We start from the raw sequence: 23,854 nt of genomic DNA on the forward strand, positions 1-23,854 counted from the left end.
GTTTTCAGTGTGAAGCCGTGTCCGCCGTCCCATGCCCCGACGGCTGATACGCACTGACGGCAGCCACCCACGTTACGGAACGCGCCATGTCCATCAAGTCCAAGCAATTGTTATGTTTTTTTGCGTTTTTCCTCGTCTTTGAGCTCAATATCTATCTGTCGAACGACATGATCATGCCGGCAATGCTGGGCATCGTCGAGGAGTTCCAGGCGGAGAAAAAGTTTGTCCCCCTGTCCCTGAGCCTGTATCTGCTGGGCGGCAGCTCGCTGCAGATTTTCCTCGGCCCCCTGGCCGACACCATCGGCAAGCGCAAGCTGGTGTTGACTGGCAATACCTTGTTCCTGCTGGCCACCTTGGCCGTGCCATTGACCGCCTCGGTCGAGCAATTTCTCGCCGTGCGTTTCATCCAGGGCATGGGTTGCTGTTTCATCTTTGTCGGCTATGCCATGATCCATGAACTGTTCGACGACATGGCGGCCGTCAAGCTGAGCAGCATCCTGTCGAGCACCACCATCCTCGCGCCCCTGGCCGGCCCCATCCTCGGCAGCGCCATCATCAGCCGGCTGGACTGGCGCTACGTCTTTTTCCTCTCGGGCCTGCTGGCGCTGCTGTCCTTGCTGGGCCTGTTCAAGACCATGCCCCGCACTGCGCCGCCGGTCACGCGCCCGGACCTGGCCGCCATCGTGCGCAGCTATGCGGCCATTTTCAGCAACGGGCGCTTCATGTTCGGCATGTTCACGGCCGGGCTGGCCACCGTGCCCCTGACGGCCTGGATCGGTTTTTCGCCCATCTTCGTGCTGCAGGAAATGGGCGCGTCCTACGCCACGTATATCGCCCTGCAATGCGTGATCTTGTCTGGTTTTGTTCTCAGCAGCATCGCCATCCAGCGCCTGCGCCAGGATTTCCCCCTCGTCTCCCTGCTGCGTATGGGCGGGCTGATCGCGGCCGCCGGCATGCTGGGCGCCGGCGCGGGCCGCCATCACGTCGACGTGTTTGCCGCCTGCATGTTTGTCTATTCCATCGGCTTCGGCCTGTTCAACGGCGCGTTGATACGCAGCGCGATCACGGCCAGCAAGGAATCGATGACGTTGACGACGGCCGCCATGAGCTTGCTGTACTGCATTTATCTGTCCGCCTGGCTGCAGCTGTACAACGTGCTGTGCCAGCGCTTCGGCTATGCGCTGGAAACGTATGCGCTGCTCAATATTCCCGTCATCGTGGTCATCACGGCCTGCCTGCTGCTGTTTACGCGGGGCATGGCGGGGCGTCGGGAAAGCGGGGTGCGGCTGGCCCGGCACTGATGGCGCAACGATGCGCTTGTTCTCGACCTTGTTTTACCCCCTGCGAAGTTTATTGACACTCTCCTGCGGAAAATGGTGCGCCCATGAAAATAGATGACCTGGCCTCGAAACACGATCAAGCAAAGATTTTCAACCTGGAATACGAGTTCCGCATCAACCGGCTGAAACTCGATTACATCACGCTGGCCGATGTCCGTCCGGCCGGCAGCGACCTGGAGCAACTGGCCGTGGAGCATCAGGCGGGCATCGCGGCCCTGCGCAGCTTCGTTGCCCTGAACTTCAACCATTTCAATGCGGCAAGCTGTTCCTCGCTCAGCTGCATCCCCACGCGCGCGCTCGGCGACGACGAGCGCTATCTGCACCGCATCTGGATGGGCGGACCGCTGCCGGCCATCGCCGCCGAGGCGATCCAGCAGTGGGGCGCGGCCCTGGAAGAGGTGCGGCATAACGGCGGCGCGCCGTACGTTTCCATCCTGTGGGTGTGGGATGCGCAGCAGCTGCGCAATGACGAGCGCTTCAGCCCCACGGGCGGCGCCGGGCGCTACACGATAGGCCGCTATGCCATCGGCGGCACGACCCTGCATATCAATTCGCTGCGCGCGCTGGCGCTCGATTTCGCGCCGGCCCGCTTCGGCATCCTCGATACCCTGCATACGCAGCGCTACTTCGCCACCTTGTCCGATTATTTCCGCATCCTCATCATGTGCGAATACGGCGGCATGTATATGGATGTCGATACGATCCCGCATAATCCGGCGACGATTTTCCTGATGAAGCCGGAAGTGCCCGATTATTTCCAGCGCAACGCTGATGACAGCGAAGAGCGCCGGCACGTCAGCTGGATGAATCTGTTTCTCGATGAAACGGGCATGCTGATCGCCAAAAAGAACGATGCGGCGCTGCGCGTGATCCAGCGCAATGTGAACCTTGCCTATGCGGGCATCGATGCGCAGATCCCCCGTTCCTGCCCGCAATTCGAGGCGCAGCTGTTTGGCCAGTTCTATGCGGAATGGAAGAAGAATCTGGGCGTGACCGTGCTCAGCCATGCCGAGTTCTACCAGCGCTATTGCGTACTGTATGACGGCGCGCGGGAAGCGGTGGTGGGCGGCATCCGCGGCATGCGTTTGCTGGACGATATCATTACCGACATGCACATTCCCCTGAGCGACGAGGAACGGCGCGCGTATGCGCGCTGCGTCGCCAGGCTCGACGATATCGACTGGCGGCTCGACGATCCTTTGAGCCTGCCCGATATCGTCGACGTGTTCGACATCGAGGAAGTGCCGCGCATGGCGTATGCGGCCCAGCTGCGGGCCGACATCGACCATTTCCATTATTACTCGGTGCTGTCGGACGACCCGCAGCTCGACCGCGTGAATAGCGTCTTTTGCCGCTACCTGCTGGCCCACCGTTCGCAGCATATCGCGGCCGGCAATTTCTGGCGCCCCACCGTGGGCCGCCACGGCAGCCGCATGCCGGCCGTCAGCGATGCCGCCCCGCCAGGTGACGAGGCGCAGGCGGACTTGCTGTCGCATGCGCCGCTCACGCTGGTGCCGGGCGAACTGCTGGACGACGAGACGAAGAACCGCATGGCGAAGCTGCTGTTTGCCACCAGCTACCTCGAATACTGCTCGTTTGGAAATAAATTGAATTTGCAGTTCGTCGAATTGCAGCGGCGGCAAAACATCGACCCGTATCTGGCGCATATCCACGGCCTGCATGACGAGGACGGGCGTTTCATCGGCTTTTTCACGGCTGCGACGATGGACGAGTTTCAGGCCTGCGGCGCTGTCTCATATTACCGCGACGACATGAAGGCGCTCGACGATGCATATGATGCATTCGTGCTCGCGCATGCGCGCGCCGACGACTGTTTCGTCAGCAGCCTGGCCATCGACGAGAAATACCGGGGGCAGGGCCTGTTCCGGCAAATGTTCCATGAAATCCGCGACCTGGCCAGCCGCAAGGGCTGCGTGCGCATCACCCTGACCGTGTGGGAAAAAAGCGAAGCGCTGCAAGTGTATCTGCACAAGGGTTTTCGCAGCGTGGGCACGTTCGACTATGCCTACAGCCTGTTCTATGACCGGCTGCATTTCCTCGTGTATGAAGGCAACTGAGGGGGAGGGACTGAAGGGAGCAGGGGCGGCCGGCGGCCGCCCCGAGAAGACTTACAAGGCCAGGAAGGCCAGGCCCGCCACGGCTGTCGGCAGCAGGGCGCCGGCCAGCAGGCCGACGGCGCCGATCGATTCATCCTTGAAGCCGCGGCGCAACAGGGCCACGCCGGCCGGATTCGGCGCATTGGCGATGACGGTCAGGCCGCCGCCGGCCACGGCGCCGGCCATCAGCATGTATTTCGCCTCGTCCGTCATGCCGACGATCAGCGAACCGAGGTAAGTCAGGGCCGCATTGTCGGTAATCGCCGTCAAGCCCAGGGCGCCGAAGAACAGGGCCAGCGGTTTCAGGCTCGAGACGATGGGTTGCAGCCACCATTGCTGCATGCCGCCCAGTACCACCAGGCCGCCGAGGAAGAAGCCCACCAGCAAGCCTTCCTTCAGGATCAGCGGGCTTTGATAGCGCTCATACGCCTGCACGAAACCGAGGAAGAACAGGAACAGGCCGATGAACAGCACGGGATGGTGCGCCAGGGTGACGACGCCGGCCAGCACGATCATGTGCACGAGGCTGACGGCCAGCGGCACTTTTGGCGCTTCCACTTCGCCGGCCTTCGGCTTGATGTCGGAGGTGTTGCTGTGCAGGTATTTGCGCAGCAAAATGCTTACGCCCGTGGCGTTGACCAGTACGGCGATGGCGGCTTTCCAGCCGAAATGGCTGGCCATGAAGGCGCTGTCCCAGTTCCACGTGGTAGCCACCATCAGCACGGGCGGCGCCGCATACGAGGTGAGGGTGCCGCCGATGGAAACGTTGACGAAGAGCACGCCCAGCGCGCCGTATTTCAGCCATTCGGGGATGCCCGGGCGGAAGATTTGCGGCGCGAGCATCAGCGCGGCCAGGGTCATGGCGGCCGGTTCCGTGATCAATGAGCCCGTCAGGGGCACGAGCGCCAGTCCCAGCCAGACGAGGGCCAGTTCCGTGCGCAACGGCATCACGCGCGCCACGCTTTTCAGCAGGCGCTGCACGGCGTCGAGCACGGGGCGTGAGGCGGCCACGACCATGACGACAAAGACGAACAGCGGCTCCGTGTAATGGCGCGACTCGGCATATTCGATGGCCGCATCGCTGCCCGAGACAAAGGCCATGATGATGATCAAAATGAAGGCCCAGAAACCGAACACGACTTCCACTTCGCCCAGCAAGTGCAACAGGCCCGCATGGCGGGGATGGCGCCGTGACAAGGTTTCAAACGACTTGGCGGCAAAGGTGTGGATGAGCGCGAGGCCGAAGACGATGGCGCTGATGATTTGGATGGTGGTCAAATGCGTTTCCTTATGGACGGAGGAAGCCGCCCGGTGCATTGCCGAGCGGTAAGGAGAGTGCTTATGGTACAGCAATCGATACCAAAAACGGGTTTTTTCGGACATGGTGGAGCGGCCTCGGCGGTGGCGGCAGTCAGATAAACCTTGCCAAAAGTGCGACCGGATAGTACTGTATATGCATACAGTATTCATCTATCTAGCCAATGATGCAACATTCTCAATTGATGGCCTCGCCGGAAGCTTTGCACCCGTCTTTATGGCGTGCATCGCAGCTGGGGCAGGGCGCCACGCGCTGCCTGGACACGGGCTTTGCCGCCTTGTCCGCGCAGCTGCCCGGTGGCGGCTGGCCCAGCGGCAGCCTGATCGACCTGCTGGTGCAGCAGCCGGGCAGCGGCGAATTGCGTTTGCTGGCGCCCGCGCTGGCGCAACTGCAGGGCTTGCCCATCGTGCTGCTGCAGCCACCCCATCCGCCGCAGGCGCTGGCCCTGGCCGCGCAGGGGCTGGCGCCGTCGCAGCTGCTGTGGCTCAAAAGCGCCGGCAGCAAGGATGCCTTGTGGGCGGCGGAAAACATCTTGCGCAGCGGTACGTGCGGCGCCTTGCTGTTCTGGCAGCCGCACGTGCGCGCCGACAGCCTGCGCCGGCTGCACCTGGCCGCGCAAAGCGGCAATACCCTGTTCTGCATGCTGCGCCCGCTGCACGGCGCGCAGGATGCGTCGCCGGCGCCGCTGCGCCTGTCCGTGCGCCCGGCCGCCGGCGGCATCGAGATCGGCTTCATCAAGCGCCGGGGACCGCAGCGTGACGAGCCCCTGTTCTTGCCCCTGCAACCTCCTTCGTTATTGCGACGCCATGCGACTCTGGATCGGCCTGTGCCTGCCCCGGCTACCGCTCGAAGTATTTTGCCCGCGCTGGTCGGCTGACCACCTGAGCGTGGTACTGGAGCAGGAGCAAGTGATGGCCGTGTCGCCGCTGGCGCGGGCAGCCGGTATCCGGCCGGGCATGCGCCGCGCGGGCGCGCTGATGCTGGCGCCGCAGGCGCGCCTGCATGAGCGCTCTCCTGAACTGGAAGCGCAAGCCCTGCAAGCGGTGGCGCTGGCGCTGCTGCAATACTCGCCGCTGGTGACGCAGGGCGAGGAGGCGACCCTGCTCGTCGATGCGGGCGCCAGCCTGCGGCTGTTTGGCGGCGTGCGCGCCCTGTGCCGGCACATCGCCGCCAGCTTGCGCGCGCTCGGCTACACGGCCCAGCTGTCGTGCGCGCCCACGGCGCGCGGCGCCTGGCTGCTGGCGCGCGCCGGTACGCGCCGGGGCCGCGTGCTGGGCATGGCCAGTCTCGTGCGCCGCCTCGACGGCCTGCCGTGTGCCTTGCTGCCGCCTGCGCGCGCCTGGCTCGACTGGTTCGAGGGCATCGGCTGCCGCACCCTGGGGCAGCTGCGCCACTTGCCGCGGCCCGGCTTGCAGCGCCGTTGCGGAGGAACCTTGCTCGACATGCTGGACGATGCGCATGGCCACAGCACGGAATTGTTCGTGTGGCTCGAAGCGCCGCCCACGTTTCGCGCCAGCCTGGAATTGTTCGACCGCGTGGAACACGCGGACGCGCTGCTGTTCGGCGCGCGTCGCCTGCTGCAGCAAATGACGGGCTGGCTGTGCGCGCGGCAATTCGCCGTCGAGCGCATTCAGCTGCTGCTGGCGCACGAGCGGGGCAGGGTGGCGCGCCCGCCCACCGTCCTCGACCTGGCGCTGGGCGAGGCCGTGTGGCGCGACGAGCATCTGGTGCGCCTGCTCAAGGAGCGCCTGGCGCAGCTGGCGCTGGACGCCCCCGTGATCGGCCTGACCCTGGAAGCGCTGCAGGTGCAGCCGATGGCGCCGCCCAGCGACACTCTGTTCCCCGAGCCGGGCGGCACGCCGCAGGAGCGCCAGCGCTTGCTGGAATTGCTGGTGGCGCGCCTGGGCACGGACAATGTCTTGCAGGCCGCGCCGCGCGCCGATTACCGTCCCGAAGCGGCCAACCAGTGGCTGCCGCTGCCGGCCAAGGTCGGCGCAAAAAACGCGCAGCCGGACTTGCCGCCCGGCTTGCCCGGCATGCCCCGTCCCGGCTGGCTGCTGGCCCAGCCCATCGCCCTCTTGATGCGCGAGCACCGGCCGTTTTATGGCTCGCCCTTGAAAATGGTGTCCGTTGCCGAACGCATCGAGGCGGGCTGGTGGGGCCAGTCGCAGGCGCGCGATTATTTCATCGCCGAAGGCCTCGACCACGCCCATTACTGGGTCTACCGCGAGCGCATCGCCGGCAGCGCAGAAGACGCCGCGCCGCGCTGGTTTTTGCATGGCTTGTTTGGCTGAATGGGCTGTCCTGCTGAAATTGCCGTGCTTGGCTATACTGGCTTCCCGGCGCCGCATCTTTCATTGAAACAAAGGATATCCATGACACAGCTTTCCGACTTCCCCATTACCCAAAAATGGCCCGCACTGCATCCCGAGCGCCTGCAGTTGTACTCGCTGCCCACGCCGAACGGCATCAAGGTTTCCATCCTGCTGGAAGAGCTGGGCCTGGCGTACGAGCCGCACCTGGTCAGCTTCGAGACAAACGACCAGACATCGCCCGAGTTTCTGTCCCTCAATCCCAATAACAAGATTCCCGCCATCCTCGACCCGAACGGTCCCGATGGCAAGCCGCTGGCCCTGTTCGAGTCGGGCGCCATCCTGCTGTACCTGGCCGAAAAGACGGGCAAGTTCATCCCCCAGGACGCGGGCTTGCGCTATGAAACGCTACAGTGGCTGATGTTCCAGATGGGCGGTATCGGCCCCATGTTTGGCCAGGTGGGTTTCTTCCATAAATTCGCCGGCAAGGATTACGAGGACAAGCGTCCGATCGAGCGCTATATCGGTGAAGCGAAGCGCTTGCTGGGCGTGCTCGAGCAGCGCCTGCAGGGCCGCGACTGGATCATGGGTAGCCAGTACACGATTGCCGACATCGCCATCTTCCCCTGGGTGCGCTGCCTGGTGGGGTTTTATGGCGCAGGCGATCTCGTCGGCTTTGACAATTTCCCGAACGTGCAGCGCGTGCTGGATGCGTTCCTGGCCAGGCCAGCCGTTGCCAAAGGCGTCAATATTCCCAAGAGGGATTAAAGCAGGCAGCGGCCGGGCGGCGCTACAATGCGCCATCGGCCGCCCTGCGCGGCAGCTTTGATCTGAGACAATGAAATCCACCAGGCAAGATTTTCCCGGCGCGCATGGCCATGTGCTGGCGGCGCGCCTCGATGCGCCCGACGGCGCCATCCGCGCCTATGCGCTGTTCGCCCACTGTTTTACTTGCGGCAAGGACGTGCTGGCCGCGCGGCGCATCGCACAAGGCTTGACGGAACACGGCATCGCCGTGCTGCGCTTCGACTTCACGGGGCTGGGCGCCAGCGAGGGCGAGTTCGCCGCCACCAATTTCACCTCGAACGTGGCCGACCTGGTCGCCGCCGCCGACTTTTTGCGCGCCAGACACGCCGCGCCGCAATTGCTGCTCGGCCACAGCCTGGGCGGCGCGGCCGTGCTGGCCGCTGCCGCGCAAGTGCCGGAAGCCACCGCCATCGCCACCCTGGCCGCTCCGAGCACGCCCGCCTACGTGACGCGCATGTTCAGCGACCACCTGGAGAAAATCGCCGCCGAAGGCGAGGCGCTGGTGCAGCTGGAAGGGCGGCCATTCCGCATCCGCCAGCAATTCGTCGACGACGCGGGCCGCCACAGTTTAAAGGAACACATCGCCGGCCTGCGCCGCGCCCTGCTGGTGATGCACGCGCCGAACGACACGACGGTGAGCCTGTCGAATGCGATGGATATCTTTACGGCGGCCAAGCACCCGAAAAGCTTTGTTTCGCTCGACGACGCCGACCATCTGTTGACGGGGCGCGATGACGCGGCCTACGTCGCCAACGTCATCGCCGCGTGGAGCGCGCGCTATATCAGCTAAGTAACTAAGTGGTCGCCCATGAAAAACGCCGAGGCAGCAGAAGCTGGCGCGGCGCAGATGGGGGAGGGACGGATTAGTCTTCGTCAAATTCGGCGGAGAGATCCTTCCAGCCCTTGCTCACGGCAAAGGCCGAAAACTCTTCCGGCGCTTCCAGAACGATCAGTTTCTTGTCTTGCAAGCCCAGGTCGCCGTGGCCGAAGTCGGGGCCCACGTAGCCGAGGCTGCGCAGGCGGGCCAGGATGTGGCCGACCAAAGTCTTGTCCTTGTAGGCGCCCGCTTCGAGCGGGGCGGCGAAATCGACGTAGACGTCGATGATGCCGTAGCCTTCGTCGAAGATGCGGATGGCCTTGATGTCGTGGGCACGGCCGGAGCCGTCGGTGGCCTTGAAGGGGCCGCTGAGCTGGATGTCGGTGTCATTGTTCATGCCGCCAGCATACACCAAAAGCCGGCGCAGCATAGGGGGCCCCATGCAAAATCCCCAACGATGGGCCATGTAAAAATTTCTTACAAATTGAGCGGCGTCTGGGGTGCTTTTCGCCAATTTCAAGGCCTTGAAAGGGGCTGGAGAGGCCGTATATCGGTAACAAGCGGATGCTCATCGTGAGGTCCGCCCCTCTTATCGCTTCATTTGAAAAGGATATTTATCATGCGTACTTTTGACCTTGCTCCCCTCTACCGTTCCGCCATTGGCTTTGATCGTCTGGCACAACTGCTCAACGAACAACGCGCCGATGCGCAACCGAGCTATCCACCGTACAACATCGAACTGGTGTCGGAAGACAAGTACCGCATCGTGATGGCATTGGCCGGTTTCTCGCGTGAAGAGATCGACATCATCACCGAACGCGATTCCCTGCATGTCACGGGCCGCAAGCAGAAAGATGGCGTCGAGCGCACGTTCTTGCACCGCGGCATCGCTGCCCGCGATTTCGAACAGCGTTTCCAGCTGGCCAACCATGTGAAGGTCACGGGCGCCACGTTTGAAAACGGCATGCTGACCATCGACCTGGTGCGTGAAGTGCCGGAAGCGCTGAAACCGCGCAAGATCGAGATCGGCACCGGCACTGGCGCCACCGTCAGCACCCTGGAACAGCGTCAGGCAGCTTGAGCTGAGTTGATCTGATCCCGGCGCCACGCGCTGGCATTAACGGGAGGCAATATCGTCTCCCCATGCAGTAAAATACTGGCCGGTTGATCCGGCCAGTGTCACGTCCGGAGGCCATTCGGGCTTCCATTGACCGCCACGCGGCACGCCAGATTAAGCCATGCTTAAAGGCGCAAACGCCTGTTTCCAAATAGAAAAATGTTAAGCAGCGCCTAAGACTCGTGGCCCACTATTGCATACATCAAAATCTCATTGAATGAGGAGCAATTCATGGAACAGCAAACGAATACCGCATCCCTGAAAATCAAACGCACCGTAGCCGCGCTGGCCGCGATCGGTGTGCTGGGCGCCGGTGGCGCCATGGTGGTGCATCAGAACAATGCAGGCGCGAATGCCGCCGCTGGCTCGCCCGCCCCCGTGGTGGCCGCTGTGGCGCCCGCCGCCAGCGCGCCGCTGGTGGCCTTGCCCGACTTTAGCCAGATCGCCGCGCGCAATAGCCCGGCCGTCGTCAATATCAGCGTCACGGGCAGCACCAAGGTGGCCTACGATCCCTCGGCCCAGGCCGGCAATGACGATTTCGGCAACGACCCCTTCTTCGAATTCTTCCGCCGCTTCCAGGGGCCGCAAGGCGGGCAGCGCGGTGGCCGCGACGTGCCCACGCACGGCCTCGGTTCCGGCTTCATCGTCAGCCCTGACGGCGTCATCATGACAAATGCCCACGTGGTGCGCGATGCGCGCGAAGTGACCGTCAAGCTCAACGATCGCCGCGAATTCCGCGCCAAGGTGCTCGGCACGGATCCGAAGACCGATATCGCCGTGCTGAAGATCGACGCCAACAATCTGCCCGTCGTGCCGCTCGGCCATTCGAGCGACCTGAAAGTGGGCGAGTGGGTGCTGGCCATCGGTTCTCCTTATGGCTTCGACAGCACGGTGACGGCCGGCGTGGTCAGCGCCAAGGGCCGTTCCTTGCCGGATGACAGCAACGTGCCGTTCATCCAGACGGATGTGGCGGTGAACCCCGGCAACTCGGGCGGCCCGCTGTTCAATACGCGCGGCGAAGTGGTCGGCATCAATTCGCAGATCTACAGCCAGACGGGCGGCTTCCAGGGCCTGTCGTTCGCCATCCCGATCGACCTGGCCGGCCGCATCAAGGACCAGATCGTCGCCACCGGCAAGGCCAGTCATGCCAAGCTGGGCGTGACGGTGCAGGAAGTCAATCAGGGCTTTGCCGACTCGTTCAAGCTGGCCACGCCGGAAGGCGCGCTGGTCGCCAATGTGGAGCGGGGCAGCCCGGCCGACAAGGCGGGCCTGAAATCGGGCGACGTGGTGCGCAAGGTGAATGGCCAGCGCATTATCGGCTCGGCCGATTTGCCGGCGCTGGTGGGCACGTCCTTGCCAGGCGACAAGATCAGCATGGATGTCTGGCGTGACGGCAAGATCGTGAGCCTGACGGCAACCCTGGGCAATGCGGCCGACAAGGTGGCCGAAGTGGCGAAGAGCGACAGCGCCGCCGGCAAGGTAAAGCTGGGCCTGGCCCTGCGTCCGTTACAATCGGATGAAAAACGCGAGGCGGGCATCAGTGCCGGCCTGCTGGTGGAAGACGCCGGCGGCGCCGCCGCGAATGCCGGCGTGCAGCCGGGCGACGTGTTATTGTCGGTCAATGGCCGTCCCGTCAACACGGTCGAGCAGGTGCGCGACGTGGTGGAAAAATCCGCCAAGTCGGTGGCCTTGCTGATACAGCGGGGACCGGACAAGATTTTTATTCCCGTACGCCTGGGTTGAACACAAGAGTAACGAAATAGAAAGGCAAGCCATGCGCTTATTGCTGGTAGAAGACGACACGATGATCGGCGAGGTGGTGCTCGATTTGCTGCGCGCCGAGCATTACGCGGTGGACTGGGTCAAGGATGGCGACATGGCCGACACGGCCCTGCAGACGCAGACCTATGACCTGGTGCTGCTGGACCTGGGCTTGCCACGCAAGGATGGCCTCGACGTGCTGCGCTCGATGCGCTTGCGCAAGCTCGACACGCCGGTCCTTGTCGCCACGGCGCGCGACGCCATCGAGCAGCGCATCGCGGGCCTCGATGCGGGCGCCGACGATTACGTCTTGAAACCGTACGACCTCGACGAACTGCTGGCGCGCATCCGCGCCCTGCTGCGGCGCGCCTCGGGGCGGCCGGAACCGGTCTTCGAACACCAGGGCGTTTCCATCAATCCGCTGACGCGCGAAGTCATCGCCGAAGGGCATCCCGTCAACCTGTCGGCGCGCGAATGGGCCGTGCTGGAAGCGCTGATTGCGCGCCCCGGCATCGTGCTGTCGCGCGCGCAGCTGGAAGAAAAACTGTACAGCTGGAAGGATGAAGTCAACAGCAATGCCGTGGAAGTGTATATCCATGGCTTGCGCAAGAAGCTGGGCAGCGATTTGATCCAGAACGTGCGCGGCCTCGGCTACATGGTGCCCAAGGCATGAGGATGAAGGTCACGGTGACGCATTCGCTGCGCGGCCGCCTGCTGTGGTTTTTGCTGGCGGCCATCATCATGGCGGCCCTGGCGCAGGCGTCGATCGCCTACCGCAGCGCCCTGTACGACGCCGACCAGATTTTCGACTATCACATGCAGCAGATGGCCCTGTCGCTGCGCTCCGGCGCGCCGCTGGCCAACCATGCGCAAGCCTTGCCGGCCGACCCCGTCAACAACGACATGGTGGTGCAGGTATGGACGCCGGACGGCGTGCAGGTCTTCCGTTCGATCACGCGCGCGGAATTGCCGCAGCGCGCCGTGCTGGGCTTTTCCAACGTGAAGGCCAACGGCACGACTTACCGCATCTTCTCCGTGCAAACCAGTTCCCAGACCGTGCAGATCGCCCAGGACATGGCCGTGCGCAAGCGCATGGCCGGCAGCCTGGCGCTGCGCACGGTGGGCCCGATTGCGCTGATGGCGCCGATATTGATGCTCGTCGTCTGGTGGGTCGTCAGCGGTTCGCTGGCGCCCGTTTCGCGCGTGCGCAAGCAGGTGGCGGCGCGCCAGGCGGACGATCTGTCGCCCGTTTCGGAAGCGGGTTTGCCCGACGAGGTGCGCCCGCTGGTGCATGAATTGAACCTGCTCTTCGGGCGCGTGAAAACGGCGTTCGACGCGCAGCAGCATTTTGTTGCCGACGCCGCGCATGAATTGCGCACGCCGCTGGCGGCCCTGAAGCTGCAGGTATTGAGCCTGGAACGGGCCGAGTCGGAAGAAAAACGCAGCCTGGCGATCTCCCGCGTGAGCGCCGGCATCGAACGGGCCACGCGCCTGGTCGAGCAGTTGCTGGTGCTGGCGCGCCAGGAAGCCAGTGCCGCCAGCGGCGACCAGCTGCAGGCGGTGGACTTGAACGACGTCGTCAAGCGCGCGCTGGGCGACATGGCCGGCATCGCGCAAGCGCGCAAGATCGACCTGGGCCTGCATCACATGGACGCGGCCAAGGTGGCGGGGCAGGCCGATGCGCTCAACATCATGCTGCGCAACCTGGTCGACAACGCCATCAAATACACGCCGCAGGGCGGCACGGTCGACATCGACCTGCGCGCCAGCCCCGTTGGCGTGACGTTATCGGTGGAAGACAGCGGTCCCGGCATCCCGCCCGAAGAGCGCGAGCGCGTCTTCAGCCGCTTCTACCGCGTGCCAGGCACGGACGCCAACGGCAGCGGCCTGGGGCTGGCCATCATCAAGGCCATCGCCGAGCGCCACGGTGCGCGCCTGGTGCTGGACAAATCCGAACGCCTGGGCGGCCTGTGCGTGCGCGTGGAATTCCCGCAAGCCGTGAAAAAGTAACGTTTTGATCATGATCTTTGGCATGTTGCATTGACGCGCGCGCCGCCGGCATATATTGTCTGCGCAATAAGCAATCAAGCAAACGGAGCGCAGCATGCAGAAGATCGGCTTTTCAGGGACCCTCGACCCCATCACCAACGGCCACATGTGGGTGATCGGCGAAGCGCGTTCGCTCGCCGACGAGGTGATCGTGTTCCTGTCGCAAAACCCCGCCAAGCGTCCCCAATTTCCCGCCGAAGACCGCAAGCGCATCATCGAGCAGAGTGCGCGCGAGTGCGGCTGGGACAATGTGCAGGTGGTCATCGTCAAGGGCGACTACACGGCGCGCGCGGCGAAAAAGCATGGCTGCGACTACCTGATCCGCGGCATCCGCACGACGGCCGATTTCGACTATGAAAATCTGATCCAGCAAACGAATGTGGACGTGCTGCAGGGCGCCAAGACCATCTTCGTGATGCCGCCGCGCGACCTCGGTTCCGTCAGCTCGAGCTTCGTCAAGGCGCTGGAAGGCCCTGTGGGCTGGAACTGGACCATGAAGAAATTCGTCCCCGGCCCGGCCTACCAGGCGTGGATACTCGACTGTCTGCGCAAGGAGTGGGAAGCGCTGTGGAACTACGCCACCGCCTCGCAAGATGACATCGCGCTGGCGGATCACTGGTTCGCCCACCTGACGGGGCCGCAGGCGTATGGCGGCGCGGACCGCCACTATCACAACCTCGACCACCTGGTGCATGGCCTGTCCGAGATCCGCGTGTGGGCCGACAATATCTTTGCGCCCAAGCGCGACAGCGCGCTGGTCAAGAAGGCGTTCTGGTTCCACGACGCCGTCTACAGCCACGACGACGATGCCCTGTATTCGAGCGAAGAGGCGAGCGCCCAGCTATGGCTGGCCAGCGGCCTTGATGCGGGCGACAACCTCGATGTGGCGCAATTGATACGCGCCACGGACCATTTCCAGGGACCCGGCATCAGCCACGCGCTGAAGGACGCCATGCTCAGCGCCGACCTGGCCATCCTGGGGCAGGATGAAGAGGTGTATCAAGCCTACACGCAGGCCATCGGAAGAGAATACGCGCACGTGGACCCCGTGCGTTTCAACCAGCAGCGGGGATTGGCGCTGCAGCATTTGTGCGGCAAAGCGCAGGCAGGCCAGCTGTTTGGCGATGCGTATTTCGCCGACCAGTACAACGAGCGGGCGATAGCCAACATGCGGAAAGAGATCGCGGCGCTGGCCGGTGCCTGAGCCGATGCGCGCGTGTTTGCCGCTGCCTGCCTCTATTGCATGGCCTGCTTCACCGCATGCTGTACCTGCAGCAGCATCCAGTCGCACTCGAAGCGCAGTTCCGCCGTCTTGCCGTTGATGGGTCCCCATAGGCGGCGCCTGAGCCGCAGCCCCAGGGCTGCCAGTTCGACGGCGAAGGCGGGGCAGGATTTGGATAGTTTCTGGAATGCCAGGCCATTCTTTTCCGAACCATGATTTTCCAGGTCGCCGGGCTTGCAATGCACGCCTTCCTGGAAGACCGATAGTAGTTCCGTGGAAGCGGCATACAAAGCGAATAGCTGCTGCATGATGGCAGAATGCCCGATCAGGTTATAGCTGGATTGGAACAGTCCCGCCTCCGCCGTGTCTGCCGCCGTATTGTCGGCATCCTTGTCGCGGCCTTCGCAATAGCGGCCTGAACTTTCGCGCATGCCCAGGCCCGTCAGGAGGACATACAGATGCCGGAGGGTATCGGCGCCATCCTTGTCATTCTGCATGCCCAAGGCCGCGAATTGCCCGGCATACCAGTCCAGCGCATCGTTGTCGTCGTTGCCATGTGCGGCCGCCGCCATTGCCAAGGTAGCGGCATCGTTTTTTCGCCAGTTGTGGTACGCCTTGGCAAATGCCAGGGCCATGCCCTTGATATAGCCTGCCGGCGCGACGCCGCGGCCGGGCCAGCCGTAACGTGCCAGTTCGGAATGGGCCGCAATTTCCAGTATGGTTTCTTGCAGTCCGACCGGTAATTGGGCCGGCAAATGCGCTGGCAGCGGCAGGGCCGATACCGTCAGCGGGGCAGTGGCGAGGTCCGGACCGCTGGGACGCAGGAAATACTCGGTGGGCGTTTTGCCTTTGCCTGAGGCAAGGCGTGTATGGGTCTGCGCCTGCTGGTTGTCGGCGACGCGCATGGCATCGGCGTCGAGGCGTTCCGCCACGAGGTAGATGTGGTCGGCGCCAGGCGGACTCTTCAGGTCGTACGTGACGCCGACATCGCCCGCCTGCTGCTCGCCTACGCCGATGCGTTGCCAGCGGCGCGATTGGCTGCCGCTGCCGCCCAGGCGTTGCGCCAGATGCCCTGCGCCCAAGGTGAGGGGAATATCCACGCCGACGGAGATCAGCAGTGCGCTCAATGTTGCTGCGCAGCCGTTATGCAACGGCGGCTGCGCGTTTTCCAGTCCCAGCGCCACGGCCGCGCGCTGCTGGGCTGCGTGCAGCCGTGCATCGCTATTGGCCGCTGCGATGATCTGGTCGATCAGTTGCTTGTCCATGGGTATGCTCCGTTTCTCATCGCGATATGGTTTGTCATCGCAATCCGGGGAAAGTTCGCCGCTAGGGATTTATTCAGCCTTGGGTTTGCCGATCAGGACGCAGGAGTCGATTTCAGCCAAGGCAAGTTCGCCCAAGGCCGCAATTTGGGCCAATTGAGCGATGCGAACGGCTTCACTCCTCTCGCTGGCCGCCGCTTCCATGGCATGCCGGGCTTCCACGCTCTGCTGTTTTACTCCCCTGGCTTGTATCTGATGTGACAGTTTCTGCTGGAGCAGGGCGGCCGAGAGATTATTTCCCGTAATGTCGAGTAAATTGCTGTTGCTGACATAGCGGTCGCGCAGATCGATAACTTGCTTGATGTTGACTTCTTGCGGCTTGAGCACTTGCAGCGATGCCCGCAGTTCTGCCAGCACCGAAAGCCAGGCGAAATTGAGCGCAGAAGTGGTTTGCTGTTCGATGCTGTCGGGCCAGGAGATCACCTTTTCGACAGGGCGCTTGCGTTGTTCGTAGCTCGACAGGACGACGCTCAGGCAGGCCACCTTGTCGGCCGCTTTGGCATACAGCGTCGATTGCTGGTCCAGTGAGTAGCGGGAAGCGACCAGGCCGGCGCCGCCGCCGATGACGGCGCCGAGTGCCGCTGTCGGCAGCGATTTGAGCAGGCCGCCCGCGGTTCCCACGGCTCCGCCCGTCAACGCCCAGTCGCTCTGGTTGTAGACGGCGCGCTGGCTATCCTCGGCCAGCTTCAAATACCAGAATCTTTGCTTGAGCAATAACATCTTGCTGTCTGCAAGCGTGGCGGGAGCGCCAAACAAGGTGTCTTTCCCCACGCTCTCGGTCAGCGCATTGCCTTCTGCGCTGCTGGGCATGCGAAAGATCGGATAGGCGTTGGGCGGAGCAAAGCCGCATCCGCCCAATAGCAGCGCCAATAATGGCAGCGCAGAAAATGCTTTCATTTCGCTCCTCCTTACATGGCATAAATGCAATTGTCGAGGGGAAATGTACGTGCAATCCAAAGCGACTACAAGTTAACTATTTTTTTTGCCACTACGTTATTTTTATGCGGGGAAGGTGTAGAAACGCGTGCGCTGGTGTATTGCTGAGGCTGCATCTTGCGCACGTCGTTCCTGAAAGCGGAGTCAGGTTTCACATTGACAGTGACCGTACGCCCGCCGCATGCGCCAGCGCATCGTCGAGCCGGTCGTTGCCCCAGAATAATTCCCCGTTGCTGATGAAGCTGGGGGCGCCGAACAGGTTCAGCGCTTGTGCCTGCTCGGTCTGGCGGCGCAGCCGCAACTTGTTGTCTTGTGTTAAAGCCAGCACCAGGACGGCGCGCGCATCGAGGCCCAGCTCCTCCAAGGCTTCGCTGACGGCCTCGACGTTGTCGATATCGCGGTCCGCGGCAAAATTCATCGCCATCATGCGGCGAGCAAAGAGCGCAATCCAGCCCTGGTCGGCGCCGATCAAGGCCACACGCATGGGCAACAGGGCCGTGGGGGGAAAGGAACTCGGCTGCTGCCATGGCAGCGCGTACTTTTCGCACTGGCGCGCCATGTCGCGCCACGTGTAGTCTCCCTTGAGTTTTTGCAAGATGAAGGGCGACGTCTCCCAGCCCAGCGCCTTGAAGACGACGCCCAGCAGGAAGGGTTTCCATATCACGTGCACCTTCTTTTCACGCGCCAGTGCTTCGATGCGCATGGCGCTCAGGTAGCTGTAGTTGCTGCCGAAATCGAACCAGAATTCCAGTGTGGCCATGGCATCGCTTCCAGGTGATGGTGGGCGCCAGGAGGGCGACTGCATGAGCGCAGCGCCGGCCCTGGCGCATGATGCTGGCGGGCTAGCGGGCCGCCGCCTTGGCGCGCGCCGCATGCAGTTTCTTGAAGCTGTCGATCAGGCGCTGGTGCCTGTCGAGGCCTTCCAGTTGCATGCTGGTCGGGGTCAGGCCGAAGAAGCGTACGCTGCCTTCCACCGAGCCCAGCACCGCATCCATCCGTTCGTTGCCAAACATGCGGCGGAAATTGACGACGTAATCGTCCAGCTCCAGTTCGTCGTCGAGTTCCACTTCCAGCACCACGTTCATGGCCTGGTAAAACAGTTTGCGCTCGAGCGTGTTGTCGTTGTACTGCAGGAAGGTTTCCACCAGCTCTTTCGCCTCTTCGAACTGCTGCAAGGCGAGATGAATCAGCAGCTTCAATTCCAGGGTCGTCAGCTGGCCCCACACCGTGTTTTCGTCAAATTCGATGCCGATCAGGGTGGCGATGTCGCCGTACTCGTCGAGCTCGCTGTTTTCCAGGCGGTCGAGCAAGTCTTCCAGGCAGGCATCGTCCAGACTATGCAGGTTCAGGATGTCGGCGCGGAACAGCAGCGCCTTGTTGGTGTTGTCCCAGATCAGATCTTCGACCGGATACACCTCGGAATAACCGGGCACGAGGATGCGGCAGGCCGTGGCGCCCAGCTGGTCATACTCGGCCGTGTACACTTCCTTGCCCATGCCGGCCAGGATGCCGAACAGGGTGGCCGCTTCCTCGGCATTCGAGTTTTCGCCGTGGCCGGAAAAATCCCACTCGACGAAATCGTAATCGGCCTTCGCGCTGAAGAAGCGCCACGAGACGATGCCGCTCGAATCGATGAAGTGTTCGACGAAGTTGTTCGGCTCGGTGACGGCTTCACTGGCAAACGTCGGTTGCGGCAAGTCGTTGAGACCTTCAAAGCTGCGGCCCTGCAGCAATTCCGTCAGGCTGCGCTCGAGCGCCACTTCCAGGCTCGGGTGCGCGCCGAAAGAGGCGAATACGCCGCCCGTGCGCGGGTTCATCAGGGTGACGCACATCACCGGGTACACGCCGCCCAGCGACGCATCTTTGACCAGCACGGGGAAACCCTGTTCTTCCAGTCCTTGGATGCCGGCCAGAATGCCCGGGTATTTCGCCAGCACTTCCTGCGGCACGTCGGGCAGGGCGATTTCGCCTTCGAGGATTTCGCGCTTGACGGCCCGCTCAAAAATTTCCGACAGACATTGTACCTGCGCCTCGACCAGGGTATTGCCGGCGCTCATGCCATTGCTGACATACAGGTTTTCGATCAGGTTCGACGGGAAATACACGACCTTGCCATCCGAATGGCGCACATACGGCAGCGAGCAGATGCCGCGCTCGGCATTGCCGGAGTTGGTATCGATCAGGTGCGAGCCGCGCAGTTCGCCATCGGGGTTGTAGATGTCCAGGCAATACTCATCGAGGATCTCCTTCGGCAGCGCATCCTTGCGGCCAGCCTTGAACCAGCGCTCGTTCGGGTAATGCACGAAGGGCGCGTTGGCGATGTCCTCGCCCCAGAACGACCCGGCGTAGAAATGGTTGTTGCTGAGGCGCTCGATATACTCGCCCAGGGCCGACGCCAGCGCGCTTTCCTTGGTCGCGCCCTTGCCGTTGGTAAAGCACATGGGCGAATGCGCGTCGCGGATATGCAGCGACCACACGTTCGGAATGATGTTGCGCCACGAGGCGATTTCAATCTTGATGCCCAGGCCGGCCAGCAGCGCGGACATATTGGCGATGGTTTGTTCCAGCGGCAAGTCCTTGCCCGCGATATAGGTGCTTGCCCCAGGGGCCGGATTCAAGGTCAGCAAGGCCTGGGCATCGGCGTCCAGGTTCTCGACTTCTTCAATGACGAACTCGGGCCCGGCCTGCACCACTTTTTTCACCGTGCAACGGTCGATCGAACGCAGAATGCCCTGGCGGTCCTTGGCCGAGATATCGGCCGGCAGCTCGACCTGGATCTTGAAAATCTGCTGGTAGCGGTTTTCCGGATCAACAATATTGTTTTGCGACAGGCGGATGTTTTCGGTGGAAATATTGCGCGTATCGCAATACAACTTCACGAAGTAGGCCGCGCACAGTGCCGATGATGCCAAGAAGTAATCGAACGGGCCAGGCGCCGAACCATCGCCCTTGTAGCGGATGGGCTGGTCGGCGATGACCGTAAAATCGTCGAACTTGGCTTCGAGACGCAGCTTGTCGAGAAAGTTGACCTTAATTTCCATGGGGAATCCAATATATGCATAAGTAAGTTAGGCGCTATTATCCGTGCTTTCCGCCGCAGGGCAAAGATTGTTCACTGCGGCCGTGCTGCCTGTGGCGCCGCCGGGGCAATGCGGCGGGCTGATAAATGAGCGAGGCGACGTAACTGAACATGCGAATAACATTGATGCGTCACGGCGAGCCGCAACTCGCCAAGGGGCGCTGGATAGCGCCCATGCAAATGGGAAAGTGGATTGATCTCTACAATCAATCGCTGATCAAGGAGGGGGGCATCCCTGCGGAGTGCCCCGTGGCAGCACTTGCCGCGTCGACCATCGTGGCCAGCACGGCGCCCAGGGCATGCTCGACGGCCAGGGCACTGGGCGATTTGCCATTCAAGCAAGAGGCGATTTTCACTGAAGCGGAGCTTCCCTTTGCGCTCTGGAAAGCGCCCTGCTTGCCGCCTCAAGCTTGGGCGGCGATTTTTCGGATACTCTGGCTTTGCGGTTATGCGCGCGGGTCGGACTCGCTGACGCTCACCCGGCAGCGTGCCAGGGCCGCCGCCGAGCGGCTTGTTGCGCTTGCCGCCAAGGGGCCTGTGCTGCTGGTCGGACATGGCATCATGAATCGTTTGATCGGCAAGGAACTGCAGGCATTGGGTTGGCTTGCCCGCAACAGGCAAGGCAGCCGCTACTGGAGCATGGGCGTGTATGAGTTGTGAAACTGGTGGGTGTGGATCGATACAATAGATGGTAATGTTATCGAAACGCTCAAGCTTTCCCGTTGCGAAGGTCAGCGTCATCCATAAAAAGGCCGTGCCGATGCAAATTTCCATGAATGATGTGATCACCGAGCAAGAAGTGATAGCCCTCTACAAGGCCAACCACTGGTCGTCCGCGGAAAAACCCAGGGAGCTGATGGCTGCGCTGCGCAATTCCCACAGCCTGGTGACGGCCCGTGCCGATGGCAAATTGATTGGCATCGGCAATGCCATTTCCGATGGCTATCTGGTTGTCTATTTCCCGCACATGCTCGTCGATCCCATGGCGCAAGGCCAGGGTGTCGGCAGAAAGATGATGGCGGCCATGCTGGAAAAATACGCGGGGTTTCACCAGCAAATGCTGACGGCGGACGGCAAGGCCATCGCGTTCTACGAATCCGTGGGTTTCGTGCGCGCAGGGAAAACAGAGCCCATGTGGATCTATGCGGGCGATGAGCATTGAATGATGATGCCGACATAAAAACAGCGGCTGCCCATGCTGGCGCAGCCGCTGTTTTCTTACGCAGGCAAGGTGATCAGAACTTCACCCACAGCCGTCCGAAATACGAGGCGCCGTTCAGGCCGAATTGCACGCTGTCGTATTTGAAGCCGTTATCCGTCTCATCCGCGTTTTGCGTGGTGGGCTTGACGTTGAAGATGTTGTTGCCGCCAAAGGTCAGCTTGGTATTTTTGTTGATACTGTAGGTGAAGCTCAGGTCGGCCGAAGTCTTGGCCTTGTAGCGGGCGTTCGGTACGCCTTCAGCCGTGCCGCTGAAGGTGCCCAGGGTTTGCGGGCCAAAATAGATGATGCGCAAGTCCGATTCCAGCTTGCCCGTGATGTAGTCGAAGCCCAGGGTGGCTTTCGCGCGCGGGCCGCCCTGTTCGATGAACAGGCGCTCACGCTCGGACAGCAAGACATCCTCGAAGCCCGTCAGCGAGGCGGGCGTCTTGACTTTCGTCACTTCCGTTTTGCTCAAGTTCAAGGCCAGGAAGGTGTTCAGGCGGTTGCCGGCCAGCTCGCCCTTGTGCGAGGCGGTCAGGTCCAGGCCGCGCGTGCGCGTGTCGATGGAGTTGACGAAGAATTGCGCCTCGCCCACGCCCAGCAGGGCCAGGCGCGCGGCCAGGTCCGGGTAGTTGTCGGCATTGAAGCGGCCCGACAGCACGATGCGGTCCTTGATCTTGATGTTGTACAGGTCGGCCGTGACGGAGATGGCTTGCGTGGGCGTCCAGGTGGTGCCCAGTGTAAAACTGGTGGATTTTTCCTCTTTCAACTTGGGAATACCGGCCGCGTTGGCGACGGTGCCGCCGTTCGGCGCCAGCACCACGTCGGTGGGCACGCCGCCGATGAAGTCGGTGAAGGTGGACGAGAAATACACTTGCTGCAATGATGGCGCGCGGAAACCCGTGCTGGCCGAACCGCGCAGCAGCACGTTCGGCGCCAGCTTGTAGCTGCCGGCCAGTTTGCCTGTGACGGTGGAGCCGAAATCGCTGAATTTTTCATAGCGCAGGGCGGCCTGGGTTTTCAGGCGTTCCGTCCATTCCAGTTCCACGTCGCCATACGCGGCGATGCTGTGGCGCTTGGCCTTGGTGGCGTCGCCGGGCTGGAAGCCGGGAAAGCCCTGGCTGCCCGCATTGCCGCCCACGCCCACGCCGTCCGCGTCGATGTAGGAGGCCTGTTCACCGGCCATGATCTTGTATTCTTCGCTGCGGTACTCGGCGCCGAAGGCCACGTTCATGCCGCGCATCACCGTGTCGTAGTAACGGCTGAAATCGGCGTTGCTGGTCAGTTGCTGGAACGAGAAGCCGCCCGCGTCGTAGTTGCTGGCGCTGACACCCTTGCCGCCGTTCATCAGGTCAAGGTTGGCGATCGATGCGTTCAGCGTATTGCTGATGTCGTAGCGCATCTTGTTGTAGCCATAGGTCTGCGAAAAGTCCGCATGCCATTCGCCGATCTGGCTGCGGTGGCCGATGGTGGCGTACTGGTCGTCGATCTTGCCGTTAATGAAGGGCACGAAACCGTCCGGGTACATGGCGGCCGAATTACGTGATGGAATATCGTCGCTGCCGATGCCGCCCCGGCCAAACGCGGCGCTCGAGGCGTCGCGCGTCTGCGCGCCGGCCGTGAAGTACAGCTTGCCCGTGCCGCTGGTGGCGTAGTCGCCATTGATGTACAGGGTTTTGTTCTTGGATTTGGTGTCGCCGATGATGCGCATGCTGTCGGAATCGGCGCGGTTCGAGCGGCCCCGGTCCAGGTATTCGCCCGTGATGGCCAGGGTGCCCTTGTCGCCCAGCGCGATGCCGCAGTAGGCCGAGGTCATGTAATTCTTGCCGTCGCCTTCCGAATACTGGCTGTAGCCGGCCACCGCTTCGCAGCCCAGGCTTTTTTTCAATTCGATGTCGATCACGCCGGCAATGGCGTCCGAGCCGTACTGGGCGGCGGCGCCGTCGCGCAGCACTTGCACGTTCTTGATGGCCAGCAAAGGAATCGCATTCATGTCCGTGCCCGTGTTGCCACGGTTGCGGGCGCCGAACAGGTTGACCAGGGCCGTCGTGTGGCGCCGCTTGCCGTTGACCAGCACGAGGGTCTGGTCGGAGCCGAGGCCGCGCAGGGCGGCCGAATCGATCAGGTCGGCGCCGTCGGCGCCTGTCTGGCGCGTGGAGTTGAACGAGGGCGAGATGTATTGCAGCGATTGCGCCAGGTCGAACTGGCCGCCTTGCTCGGCCACCTTGGAAATGGGAATGATATCGACCGGCACCATCGTATCGGTAGAAGAACTGGCGACCCGGCGCGAGCCGACCACGCTGACCGTTTGTACGGGGCCTTCTGTGGCCGCAGGGTCGTTGCTCTGCGCCATGGCGGCGGGACTGAAGGCGGCCAGGGCGGCGCTGCCGTACAGGCTGATGAGGACTGCTTTACGCAAGGTGGTGAGGGTCGGCACGCAGTATCTCCAAGTGGTA

General features: G+C 62.5%; 20 protein-coding genes. 13 read left to right on the top strand and 7 right to left on the bottom strand.

What is annotated here, in order from left to right:
- The first annotated feature begins 86 nt into the window (after positions 1–86).
- Together GYK42_RS26975 and GYK42_RS26980 are read left to right on the top strand one after the other, a co-directional pair.
- The gene (locus GYK42_RS26975; protein WP_166450001.1) at positions 87–1,301 is read left to right on the top strand and encodes an MFS transporter; all 1,215 of its coding nucleotides are present in this window, start codon (positions 87–89) and stop codon (positions 1,299–1,301) included.
- Positions 1,302–1,384: 83 nt separating this feature from the next.
- Positions 1,385–3,418, top strand: a complete 2,034-nt coding sequence (locus tag GYK42_RS26980) for a GNAT family N-acetyltransferase (protein ID WP_166450002.1) — start codon at positions 1,385–1,387, stop codon at positions 3,416–3,418.
- Positions 3,419–3,469: 51 nt separating this feature from the next.
- On the opposite strand, the gene GYK42_RS26985 is transcribed toward GYK42_RS26980, so the two are convergent.
- Positions 3,470–4,735 (bottom strand): putative Na+/H+ antiporter, encoded by a 1,266-nt coding sequence (locus tag GYK42_RS26985; protein WP_166450003.1) that lies wholly within the window; start codon positions 4,733–4,735, stop codon positions 3,470–3,472.
- A 206-nt stretch (positions 4,736–4,941) separates the two neighbouring features.
- Between GYK42_RS26985 and imuA the strand changes: the two genes are divergently transcribed.
- The 4 genes from imuA to GYK42_RS27005 all read left to right on the top strand — a co-directional run bounded on the left by imuA (position 4,942) and on the right by GYK42_RS27005 (position 8,684).
- A complete protein-coding gene (imuA, locus tag GYK42_RS26990; protein ID WP_166450021.1) occupies positions 4,942–5,652 on the top strand; it encodes a translesion DNA synthesis-associated protein ImuA in 711 nt (236 codons plus the stop codon).
- Positions 5,582–7,069: a Y-family DNA polymerase gene (locus tag GYK42_RS26995; protein ID WP_166450004.1), complete on the top strand. Its 1,488-nt coding sequence runs from the start codon at positions 5,582–5,584 to the stop codon at positions 7,067–7,069. The genes imuA and GYK42_RS26995 overlap by 71 nt, the downstream gene beginning before the upstream one ends.
- Positions 7,070–7,150: 81 nt before the next feature.
- Positions 7,151–7,855, top strand: coding sequence for a glutathione S-transferase N-terminal domain-containing protein (locus tag GYK42_RS27000; RefSeq protein WP_166450005.1), 705 nt, complete (start codon positions 7,151–7,153; stop codon positions 7,853–7,855).
- A 70-nt stretch (positions 7,856–7,925) separates the two neighbouring features.
- Positions 7,926–8,684 (top strand): alpha/beta hydrolase family protein, encoded by a 759-nt coding sequence (locus tag GYK42_RS27005; RefSeq protein ID WP_166450006.1) that lies wholly within the window; start codon positions 7,926–7,928, stop codon positions 8,682–8,684.
- A 73-nt stretch (positions 8,685–8,757) separates the two neighbouring features.
- On the opposite strand, the gene GYK42_RS27010 is transcribed toward GYK42_RS27005, so the two are convergent.
- On the bottom strand, positions 8,758–9,108 hold the full coding sequence (locus GYK42_RS27010) for a hypothetical protein (protein ID WP_034783462.1): 351 nt from the start codon (positions 9,106–9,108) through the stop codon (positions 8,758–8,760).
- Between the two features lie 222 nt (positions 9,109–9,330).
- On the opposite strand from GYK42_RS27010, the gene GYK42_RS27015 reads away from it, so the two are divergent.
- The 5 genes from GYK42_RS27015 to coaD all read left to right on the top strand — a co-directional run bounded on the left by GYK42_RS27015 (position 9,331) and on the right by coaD (position 14,842).
- A complete protein-coding gene (locus tag GYK42_RS27015; RefSeq protein ID WP_166450007.1) occupies positions 9,331–9,792 on the top strand; it encodes an Hsp20 family protein in 462 nt (153 codons plus the stop codon).
- Between the two features lie 267 nt (positions 9,793–10,059).
- Complete coding sequence (locus GYK42_RS27020) at positions 10,060–11,571, top strand: Do family serine endopeptidase (protein ID WP_166450008.1); 1,512 nt, start codon at positions 10,060–10,062, stop codon at positions 11,569–11,571.
- A 31-nt stretch (positions 11,572–11,602) separates the two neighbouring features.
- Positions 11,603–12,262 (top strand): response regulator, encoded by a 660-nt coding sequence (locus GYK42_RS27025; protein ID WP_034750756.1) that lies wholly within the window; start codon positions 11,603–11,605, stop codon positions 12,260–12,262.
- Between the two features lie 2 nt (positions 12,263–12,264).
- Entirely contained in the window at positions 12,265–13,599 is a 1,335-nt protein-coding gene (locus tag GYK42_RS27030; protein ID WP_046685864.1) for an ATP-binding protein, read from the top strand.
- Positions 13,600–13,693: 94 nt separating this feature from the next.
- A complete protein-coding gene (coaD, locus tag GYK42_RS27035; protein ID WP_166450009.1) occupies positions 13,694–14,842 on the top strand; it encodes a pantetheine-phosphate adenylyltransferase in 1,149 nt (382 codons plus the stop codon).
- A 32-nt stretch (positions 14,843–14,874) separates the two neighbouring features.
- Here coaD and GYK42_RS27040 read toward each other — a convergent pair whose 3' ends face one another.
- The 4 genes from GYK42_RS27040 to GYK42_RS27055 form a co-directional block, all read right to left on the bottom strand.
- Positions 14,875–16,125, bottom strand: coding sequence for a hypothetical protein (locus tag GYK42_RS27040; RefSeq protein WP_166450010.1), 1,251 nt, complete (start codon positions 16,123–16,125; stop codon positions 14,875–14,877).
- Positions 16,126–16,194: 69 nt separating this feature from the next.
- A complete protein-coding gene (locus GYK42_RS27045; protein ID WP_166450011.1) occupies positions 16,195–17,079 on the bottom strand; it encodes a hypothetical protein in 885 nt (294 codons plus the stop codon).
- A 190-nt stretch (positions 17,080–17,269) separates the two neighbouring features.
- Positions 17,270–17,878: a 2-hydroxychromene-2-carboxylate isomerase gene (locus GYK42_RS27050; protein WP_240943866.1), complete on the bottom strand. Its 609-nt coding sequence runs from the start codon at positions 17,876–17,878 to the stop codon at positions 17,270–17,272.
- Between the two features lie 82 nt (positions 17,879–17,960).
- Positions 17,961–20,159, bottom strand: coding sequence for an OsmC domain/YcaO domain-containing protein (locus GYK42_RS27055; RefSeq protein ID WP_166450013.1), 2,199 nt, complete (start codon positions 20,157–20,159; stop codon positions 17,961–17,963).
- A gap of 164 nt (positions 20,160–20,323) precedes the next feature.
- Here GYK42_RS27055 and GYK42_RS27060 point away from each other — a divergent pair, with 164 nt between their 5' ends.
- Together GYK42_RS27060 and GYK42_RS27065 are read left to right on the top strand one after the other, a co-directional pair.
- Positions 20,324–20,857 (top strand): histidine phosphatase family protein, encoded by a 534-nt coding sequence (locus GYK42_RS27060; RefSeq protein ID WP_277346712.1) that lies wholly within the window; start codon positions 20,324–20,326, stop codon positions 20,855–20,857.
- 100 nt (positions 20,858–20,957) lie between these two features.
- Positions 20,958–21,359 carry a GNAT family N-acetyltransferase gene (locus GYK42_RS27065; RefSeq protein ID WP_240943874.1) on the top strand — a complete coding sequence of 134 codons (402 nt, stop codon included), beginning with the start codon at positions 20,958–20,960 and terminating at the stop codon, positions 21,357–21,359.
- 73 nt (positions 21,360–21,432) lie between these two features.
- On the opposite strand, the gene GYK42_RS27070 is transcribed toward GYK42_RS27065, so the two are convergent.
- Positions 21,433–23,835: a TonB-dependent receptor domain-containing protein gene (locus GYK42_RS27070; RefSeq protein WP_166450016.1), complete on the bottom strand. Its 2,403-nt coding sequence runs from the start codon at positions 23,833–23,835 to the stop codon at positions 21,433–21,435.
- Between the last annotated feature and the right edge of the window lie 19 nt (positions 23,836–23,854).

It is taken from the genome of Janthinobacterium lividum, from assembly GCF_011601275.1.
GTDB lineage: Bacteria > Pseudomonadota > Gammaproteobacteria > Burkholderiales > Burkholderiaceae_D > Janthinobacterium > Janthinobacterium lividum_E.

What these genes read in the sequence shown, in the direction of transcription:
- GYK42_RS26975 (WP_166450001.1), top strand. Translation starts at nt 87, where the DNA reads ATGTCCATCAAGTCCAAGCAATTGTTATGTTTTTTTGCGTTTTTCCTC.
- GYK42_RS27000 (WP_166450005.1), top strand. Translation starts at nt 7,151, where the DNA reads ATGACACAGCTTTCCGACTTCCCCATTACCCAAAAATGGCCCGCACTG.
- GYK42_RS26995 (WP_166450004.1), top strand. Translation starts at nt 5,582, where the DNA reads ATGCGACTCTGGATCGGCCTGTGCCTGCCCCGGCTACCGCTCGAAGTA.
- GYK42_RS27060 (WP_277346712.1), top strand. Translation starts at nt 20,324, where the DNA reads ATGCGTCACGGCGAGCCGCAACTCGCCAAGGGGCGCTGGATAGCGCCC.
- GYK42_RS26980 (WP_166450002.1), top strand. Translation starts at nt 1,385, where the DNA reads ATGAAAATAGATGACCTGGCCTCGAAACACGATCAAGCAAAGATTTTC.
- GYK42_RS27045 (WP_166450011.1), bottom strand. Translation starts at nt 17,079, where the DNA reads ATGAAAGCATTTTCTGCGCTGCCATTATTGGCGCTGCTATTGGGCGGA.
- GYK42_RS27005 (WP_166450006.1), top strand. Translation starts at nt 7,926, where the DNA reads ATGAAATCCACCAGGCAAGATTTTCCCGGCGCGCATGGCCATGTGCTG.
- coaD (WP_166450009.1), top strand. Translation starts at nt 13,694, where the DNA reads ATGCAGAAGATCGGCTTTTCAGGGACCCTCGACCCCATCACCAACGGC.
- imuA (WP_166450021.1), top strand. Translation starts at nt 4,942, where the DNA reads ATGCAACATTCTCAATTGATGGCCTCGCCGGAAGCTTTGCACCCGTCT.
- GYK42_RS27065 (WP_240943874.1), top strand. Translation starts at nt 20,958, where the DNA reads ATGCAAATTTCCATGAATGATGTGATCACCGAGCAAGAAGTGATAGCC.
- GYK42_RS27020 (WP_166450008.1), top strand. Translation starts at nt 10,060, where the DNA reads ATGGAACAGCAAACGAATACCGCATCCCTGAAAATCAAACGCACCGTA.
- GYK42_RS27025 (WP_034750756.1), top strand. Translation starts at nt 11,603, where the DNA reads ATGCGCTTATTGCTGGTAGAAGACGACACGATGATCGGCGAGGTGGTG.
- GYK42_RS27010 (WP_034783462.1), bottom strand. Translation starts at nt 9,108, where the DNA reads ATGAACAATGACACCGACATCCAGCTCAGCGGCCCCTTCAAGGCCACC.
- GYK42_RS27055 (WP_166450013.1), bottom strand. Translation starts at nt 20,159, where the DNA reads ATGGAAATTAAGGTCAACTTTCTCGACAAGCTGCGTCTCGAAGCCAAG.
- GYK42_RS27040 (WP_166450010.1), bottom strand. Translation starts at nt 16,125, where the DNA reads ATGGACAAGCAACTGATCGACCAGATCATCGCAGCGGCCAATAGCGAT.
- GYK42_RS27015 (WP_166450007.1), top strand. Translation starts at nt 9,331, where the DNA reads ATGCGTACTTTTGACCTTGCTCCCCTCTACCGTTCCGCCATTGGCTTT.
- GYK42_RS27050 (WP_240943866.1), bottom strand. Translation starts at nt 17,878, where the DNA reads ATGGCCACACTGGAATTCTGGTTCGATTTCGGCAGCAACTACAGCTAC.
- GYK42_RS27030 (WP_046685864.1), top strand. Translation starts at nt 12,265, where the DNA reads ATGAAGGTCACGGTGACGCATTCGCTGCGCGGCCGCCTGCTGTGGTTT.